Source organism: Erwinia sp. PME.40.26/001 (assembly GCF_055556675.1).
This window is the reverse complement of the sequence record NZ_JBVHNP010000013.1, coordinates 41038-48149: the sequence shown is the minus strand read 5'-3', so window position 1 is coordinate 48149 and position 7112 is coordinate 41038. Positions and strand designations below refer to the sequence as shown.

The following is a 7112-nucleotide window of genomic DNA, read 5'->3' as shown; positions in this document are numbered from 1 at the left end:
GCGTTGGCTGCGCGTGCTCACCCCGGTCACTGACCGGTGTCAGCTCCCGGGGATCCTCGCGCTTGCCGCCTTCCTGCCGCAGGCATAAAAAAACCGGGCAACAGGCCCGGTTTTTTTACAGGTTTCAGCACTCAGGGATTGTTTTTCAGCGTCAGCAACAGTCCGTCACGGCGCATCGTTGCCGCTTCTTCCGGCTTGTGCTGCCGATCCAGCGTATCCGCCAGCCACGCATAGTCAAAGGCATCCGGGCGCTGCTGCAACGCCGCGCGGAAAGCTTCTTCTGCCTGCTCCCATTCGCCATGCTGCATCAGCAATTGTCCCAGGGTGCTGTGCAACAGCGGCGTCGCACCATGCTGTTTGATTTGCTGGCGCAGCGCTTTTTCCAGCTGCTCCGGGTTACCGGTTTTCAGTCGGGGCATCAGCAGTACCAGACGTTCATCGTACTGGCGCTTCAGACCTTCCAGTACAATCTGCTGCGCGGTATCGTGATCGTCGCAGACGATAAGATGATCCGCCATTGCCACCTGTAAAGCCGGCTCCTGTCGGGTTTTCCGGCTCTGATTCTGCCACCAGCGCTTAAGACCGTCGCTACCCTGATCGGCCATCGCCTGGCTCATCAGACCCAGCCAGGCCTGCTGTTGCAGACTGAGACGATGAGCTTCATCGCCAAGCCTGATTTTTTCCATCGCAGGAAGAATATCCAGTAAGGCACTCCAGGCATGCGTACGCAGATAGGCCTGTTCTGCCAGACGCAGGACTTCAGGATGACGCGGGGCAATTTCCAGCAGACGGTCGATACCGTGACGTGCCGCATGATCTTCATTGCGGGCCAGCTGAATGCGCACGCGGGTGATCTCCACCGGAAGCGGATCGCCCTTGTTCAGCTCGGTTGCACGCTCAAGGTGCTGATTGGCGCGGATCTCATCCCCGCGCTGCTGCGCGGCTTCTGCCGCCAGCAGATAGTTGACGACCGGTTGTTCCGCATGATCCGCATGGCGCGACAGCAGTTTCTCTACCTGCTGATAGTCACCTTCGGCCAGCTTGATAAGCGCGGCATTGGTCTGCTTGTGGGCGCTGCGGCGTTTACGCCCGTTAAACCAGCCACGGGTACGCGCTCCGGTACGGAAAAGGCGGCGCAAAAGCCACTCGATAGCCAGAATGACGATCATCGCCAGCACCATCATGATCACCATGGCCGTGACGCTGGTTTTGATATCCCAGTTATCGGTGCGGATCAGCACGTAACCCTGATGGCCTGCCATCAGCGGGCCAAGGACAATACCCGCCATACACAGCAGAAACAGAAGAAGAACTTTAAGCATCATTATTCTCCCTGTTGCTGGGATGTGGCAGACGGTGCCGCTGGCTGGGCCAGCAGGTTACGTACGCGGGTTTCCATCAGCTTATCCAGCAGCGGCTGGCTCTGCAGTGCTTCGGGCACATCCATCGATACACTTTGCTGGCTCAGCTCATCCAGCTGGCTGAGGAAGGCCCTGGTGCTGGCATCATTGCTGTCAAACCAGGCGCGTGTCCATGCGGATACGGTATCAATAGACTGTTTATAAATTTCATCCTGATGGCGGGGGACAGCCTGCGCTGCAATCAGCAGTCGCGAACGGATATTTTCACGCAGATAAATATCCTGATCGGGTGCCATCATCGGTTCGGCGGTAGCATCACGGCGACGGATAGTGATGAAATCGTCCATAAAGTTATGCCAGCTTTTAACCAGGTTCTGACGCCACTCACGTAAGGAGGAAGAGAGCTCTCCGCTGTCTGAATCCATCGGCGCATTATCACTGTCGTTATCGGCGATACGCAGATTATCTACGTCGTTGGACAGCTGATTCAGTTTCAGAATAATACCGTCATAGTCGACCTGACTGAGCGCCGACAGCGTACTGATATCCTGGGTCAGCGCCCGGCGGACGTCGATCAGGCTGGGATCGTTCATGTCGGCAAGGCTGGCATCCGCACTTTTCAGCAAGGCGGCGGCGGTGGTCACGTCCTGATCGCTCCACAGCTTGCGACCGGCCATTTTTACCAGATAATCAGCCTGTGCCAGCATCCAGGTTTGCGCATCGCTGCCGGAAATCGTCGCCACTTTCTGTTTCAGCTCATCCAATTGCTGACTCATCGCTGCCTGCTGCTGACGCGCAGTATCCAGCGCGCTGGTTTGCACCGCCAGTTGCTTAACCAGCGACTGGTTGTCGCTCACCGCTGACTGCTGCAGGTCAGAAAGTTGAGAGGCCAGGGCCTGGCTTGCCGCAGCCTGTTGTTGCGCCTGATGTTGTCCATACATATAGAGGCCAGCACCCACGGCCAGCGCAATAGCGATTGCCACAACACCCAGTACCGTTCCACTGTTCTTCGCTTTACGCGGTGGTTGTGGTTCAGGTGTTGAGGTATCGACCACGGGGGTAGTCTCTTCAACCATGGCGGAGGAATCTTTGTGTTCCGTCATAATGGTTCATCCCATATTAAGTGCGCGTAGTAACGCGTCATTATCGGCACCCCCGGCGACACCAATGTCCGCCCAGCCCAGGTTGCGGGCCAGAGTAGCCAAACGTTGACTGACGACAACCAGTCGACAGTGTAAAAGCCATTCATCCCGATCGACATCAGGAAAGAGGCTGTAAAGCTGCTGCAGCATTTCGCCACTGGTGACCACCAGGGTTTGAATACCGTAGTTACGCCAGCGCCGGCCTTCTTCTGCACCATGATAATTTTTTTCACAGCGCTGATAGCACTCAATAAATTCTACCTGCGCACCCCGGGCAAGCATAGTTTCTGCCAGCAACTCCCGTCCACCGTTACCGCGTAGAATAAGGGCGCGCTTACCGGCCACGGACTGAAGAGCCGGTATGCGGATCAGAACCTCGCTGGTTTCCTGCTCATGGGGCCACACCACCTCATGACCACTGACGGCGTGCAAAGCCAGCGCCGTGCTGCGACCTATAGCATAATAGTTCAGCCCAGCGGGCCATGTCATACCAGCGAGAGATAAAGCCGGGTGAGCGTAGTGGATGGCATGTTGAGACAGAATAAAAACCAGGTCTCCTGCGGTCAGAGTACTCAGTTTTGCAGGCAGGATGTCCAGCTGGGTTCCTGGAGTAAACTCAATCAGTGGGAACGCCCAGGCAACCTGTCCACGCGCGCGCAGACGGCTTACCAGCTCATCTCCAGCCGGTGACGGACGGGTTACCAGGATGCTCATGCGGGCGGATTCCCCTGATAAACCTCAGCCAGAATTTCACGGGCACCCTTATCCAGCAACTCTTCAGCCAGTGAGATACCCATCTTTTCGGCATCGGTGCGTGGGCCGCGTCGTTCGCCTTTAACCATCTGACTGCCGTCCGGAGAGCCTACCAGTCCCCGTAACCAGAGTTGATCGCCTTCCAGTACGGCATAGCTGCCGATCGGCACCTGGCAACCCCCTTCCAGTCGGGTATTCATTGCCCGTTCAGCCCTGACCCGGCAGGCCGTGTCGTCGTCGTTTAATGCGGACAGTAATCCGATGACCCAACTGTCGTCCAGCCGACACTCAATACCGACCGCGCCCTGTCCTACGGCGGGGAGTGACTCCTCTGCGGGCATGATCTGACGAATACGTTCTCCCAGACCCAGCCGCTTCAGCCCGGCAACGGCGAGAATAATGGCATCATATTCTCCCGCATCCAGTTTCCCCAAACGGGTACCGACGTTACCGCGCAGTGAGCGGATCACCAGGTCTGGTCGGCGGGCACTAATCTGGCACTGACGCCGCAGGCTGGAAGTCCCGACAATGGCACCCTGTGGCAAGGCATCCACTGATGCGTAATGATGGGACACAAAAGCATCATGTGGGTCTTCGCGCTCACAAATAGTGACTAATCCCAGCCCCTGAGGAAAAGCAACCGGCACATCTTTCATCGAGTGCACGGCAATATCGGCGCGATCTGAAAGCATCGCCTGTTCCAGTTCTTTAACGAACAGGCCCTTACCGCCAACCTTGGCCAGCGGCGTATCGAGGATCACATCACCGCGCGTCACCATAGGAACCAGCTCAACACGCAGGCCGGGGTGACAGCTGATTAAACGCTGTTGTACATATTCCGCCTGCCATAAAGCCAGGGGACTTTGACGGGTGGCAATTCTTAAAATTTTGTCTAACATGCTTGATACCGTTTTGATCGTTCACTGATTATCCTATCATTGAACCGGGAAGGCTGTCAGTTAAACGGCGGTACACGGACGTAATGCAGTGGGTTGGTCGTAAAATGTGCTAAACTGTTAACTGGCGCATCTTTCTTTACGGTCAATCTGCCAGGTGTTAGATTGATCACGTTTCCGACAATAATCTGCACGACTATTTTTAAAGCAAGCGGCAGATGTCGGATAGCGAACTTTTATATACCCTTATCAGTCAAAGAAGGGTGTAGGCACTGGGATAATCAGGCGAGACGTCTTGTACCTCTACATTGAGACACTGAAACAGAGACTGGATGCGATTAACCAGCTGCGCGTTGACCGCGCACTGGCTGCCATGGGGCCTGCTTTCCAACAGGTTTACAGTCTGCTGCCAACCTTATTACATTATCATCACCCTTTGATGCCCGGTTACTTTGCAGGTAACGTCCCCCATGGCATCAGCTTCTACACGCCTGATGATAACCAGATATCCTATCTTACTGATCTAGAAGATAAATCTGGATCGTTTGCCGCCATGCCTCCGCAGGGCGAAATGCCGATTACCGGTGTTTATTCAATGGGCAGTACCTCCTCCATCGGCCAGAACTTTACCTCCGATCTCGATATCTGGGTATGCCACCAGTCATGGCTGGATAATGATGAGCGGCTCAGCCTGCAAAAAAAATGCACGCTTTTGCAAAAGTGGTGTGCCTCGATGGGTGTTGAGGTGAGCTTCTTCCTGATTGATGAAAACCGCTTCCGCCATAATGAAAGCGGCAGCTTGGGAGGAGAGGACTGTGGTTCCACCCAGCACATCCTGCTGCTGGATGAGTTTTACCGCACGGCCGTGCGCATGGCCGGAAAACGTATTCTGTGGAATATGGTACCGCGCGAAGAGGAAGAGCACTACGACGACTACGTCATGTCGCTGTATCAGCAGGGCGTGCTGACGCCAAACGAATGGCTGGATCTGGGGGGCCTTGGTACGCTGTCAGCAGAAGAGTACTTCGGTGCCAGTCTGTGGCAGTTGTATAAAAGCATCGACTCCCCTTATAAAGCCGTTTTGAAGACGCTGCTGCTGGAAGCTTACTCCTGGGAGTATCCGGCGACGCATCTGCTGGCGATGGATATTAAACAGCGTCTGCACGACGGTGAGATTGTTTCTTACGGTCTCGATCCCTACTGCATGATGCTGGAGCGCGTTACTCATTATCTGACCAGCATTGATGACCATGCGCGTCTTGATCTGGTGCGCCGCTGCTTCTATCTGAAAGTCTGTGAAAAACTGTCGGTCAGCACGGAAGAGTCGGGCTGGCGTCGGGAGATCCTCAGCCAGCAGGTAAAAGAGTGGGGATGGGATCATGAGCGTCTGACGATGCTGGACAGCCGTGCAGACTGGAAAATCAGCCAGGTGCGTGAAGCGCACAATGAACTGCTGGACGCGATGATGCAGAGCTATCGCAACCTGATCCGCTTTGCCCGCCGTAACAATTTAAGCGTGAGTGCCAGCCCACAGGATATTGGGGTACTGACGCGTAAACTGTACGCTGCCTTTGAGGCGCTGCCGGGGAAAGTGACGCTGCTGAATCCGCAAATTTCCCCCGATCTTTCAGAATCGCATCTCACCTTTATCCATGTTCCTAACGGTCGCGCCAATCGCGCTGGATGGTATCTGTATAACCAGTCGCCGGATATGAGTTCGATCATCAGTCATCAGCCGCTGGAATATAATCGTTATCTGAATAAGCTGGTGGCCTGGGCATGGTTTAACGGCCTGCTGACCAGCAAAACGCGGCTGCATATCAAAGGAAATGACATTTGCGATCTGGCCCGCTTGCAGGAACTGGTCGCTGATGTCTCGCACCATTTCCCGCTGCGTCTGCCTTCACCGACGCCCAAGGCGCTTTACAGCCCGTGTGAGATCCGCCATCTGGCGATTATTGTTAACCTCGAATACGACCCGACGGCCGCGTTTCGTAATCAGGTGGTGCATTTTGATTTCCGCAAACTGGACGTGTTCAGCTTTGGCCAGCAGCAGCAGTGCCTGGTGGGCAGTATTGACCTGCTGTACCGCAATTCCTGGAATGAAGTGCGTACGCTGCACTTTAACGGCGAGCAGTCGATGATTGAGGCGCTGAAAACCATCCTCGGGAAAATGCATCAGGATGCCTCGCCGCCGGACTCTGTAGAGGTATTTTGCTACAGTCAGCACCTGCGCGGGTTGATCCGTACCCGTGTACAGCAGCTGGTCTCTGAATGTGTGGAGCTTCGACTCTCCAGCACCCGCCAGGAGCCGGGACGGTTCAAAGCACTGCGCGTAGCTGGCCAGACGTGGGGACTGTTCTTCGAACGTCTGAGTGTCTCCGTGCAGAGGCTGGAAAATGCCGTTGAGTTTTACGGGGCGATTTCAAATAACAAACTGCACGGCCTGTCGCTGAAGGTAGAAACGGATCAGGTCCGTCTGCCTGCTGTTGTTAATGGCTATGCCAGTGAAGGCATTATCCAGTTCTTCTTTGAAGATACGCTGGACGATCACGGTTTCAATATCTATATCCTCGACGAAACGAACCGCGTAGAGGTCTATCACCATTGTGAAGGCAGTAAAGAGGAGCTGGTAAGGGATGTCAGCCGTTTCTACTCCTCCTCCCATGACCGCTTCACCTACGGGTCGAGTTTCATCAATTTCAACCTGCCACAGTTCTATCAGATTGTGCAGGCGGATGAACGTTTCCAGGTGATCCCTTTCCGCAGTCAGACGCTGACCCAGCTCTGTGCCGCTCTACCGGATGATGCGGCCAGCGACGAGTATGCCCGACGCTATCAGATGCATTAGTATTTTTACGCTTCAATCTCATCGAAATAATATTATTGTGCGAACAACAGCATGGCGTTTACCTGACCGCATTATCGGGGGTAAACGTGACATGATAACTGGCCTGCCG

5 protein-coding genes are annotated in these 7112 nt (G+C 54.9%); 1 reads left to right on the top strand and 4 read right to left on the bottom strand.

Going from position 1 to position 7112, the window contains the following annotated elements:
* Nucleotides 1–131: 131 nt before the first annotated feature.
* The 4 genes from hemY to hemC are packed head-to-tail and all read right to left on the bottom strand — an operon-like array spanning nucleotide 132 to nucleotide 4155.
* Complete coding sequence (gene hemY, locus ACZ3HG_RS21615; RefSeq protein ID WP_191935673.1) at nucleotides 132–1322, bottom strand: protoheme IX biogenesis protein HemY; 1191 nt, start codon at nucleotides 1320–1322, stop codon at nucleotides 132–134.
* 2 nt (nucleotides 1323–1324) lie between these two features.
* Nucleotides 1325–2464 carry a uroporphyrinogen-III C-methyltransferase gene (hemX, locus tag ACZ3HG_RS21610; protein ID WP_191935641.1) on the bottom strand — a complete coding sequence of 380 codons (1140 nt, stop codon included), beginning with the start codon at nucleotides 2462–2464 and terminating at the stop codon, nucleotides 1325–1327.
* Between the two features lie 6 nt (nucleotides 2465–2470).
* Nucleotides 2471–3217, bottom strand: a complete 747-nt coding sequence (gene hemD / locus ACZ3HG_RS21605; protein WP_191935642.1) for a uroporphyrinogen-III synthase — start codon at nucleotides 3215–3217, stop codon at nucleotides 2471–2473.
* Complete coding sequence (gene hemC / locus ACZ3HG_RS21600) at nucleotides 3214–4155, bottom strand: hydroxymethylbilane synthase (protein WP_191935643.1); 942 nt, start codon at nucleotides 4153–4155, stop codon at nucleotides 3214–3216. The genes hemD and hemC overlap by 4 nt, the downstream gene beginning before the upstream one ends.
* A 292-nt stretch (nucleotides 4156–4447) precedes the next feature.
* Here hemC and ACZ3HG_RS21595 point away from each other — a divergent pair, with 292 nt between their 5' ends.
* Nucleotides 4448–7003, top strand: coding sequence for a class I adenylate cyclase (locus ACZ3HG_RS21595; RefSeq protein ID WP_191935644.1), 2556 nt, complete (start codon nucleotides 4448–4450; stop codon nucleotides 7001–7003).
* Nucleotides 7004–7112: the final 109 nt, after the last annotated feature.

Coding starts and splice junctions, on each gene's coding strand:
- hemX (WP_191935641.1), bottom strand. CDS start 2,464: ATGACGGAACACAAAGATTCCTCCGCCATGGTTGAAGAGACTACCCCC.
- hemD (WP_191935642.1), bottom strand. CDS start 3,217: ATGAGCATCCTGGTAACCCGTCCGTCACCGGCTGGAGATGAGCTGGTA.
- hemY (WP_191935673.1), bottom strand. CDS start 1,322: ATGCTTAAAGTTCTTCTTCTGTTTCTGCTGTGTATGGCGGGTATTGTC.
- hemC (WP_191935643.1), bottom strand. CDS start 4,155: ATGTTAGACAAAATTTTAAGAATTGCCACCCGTCAAAGTCCCCTGGCT.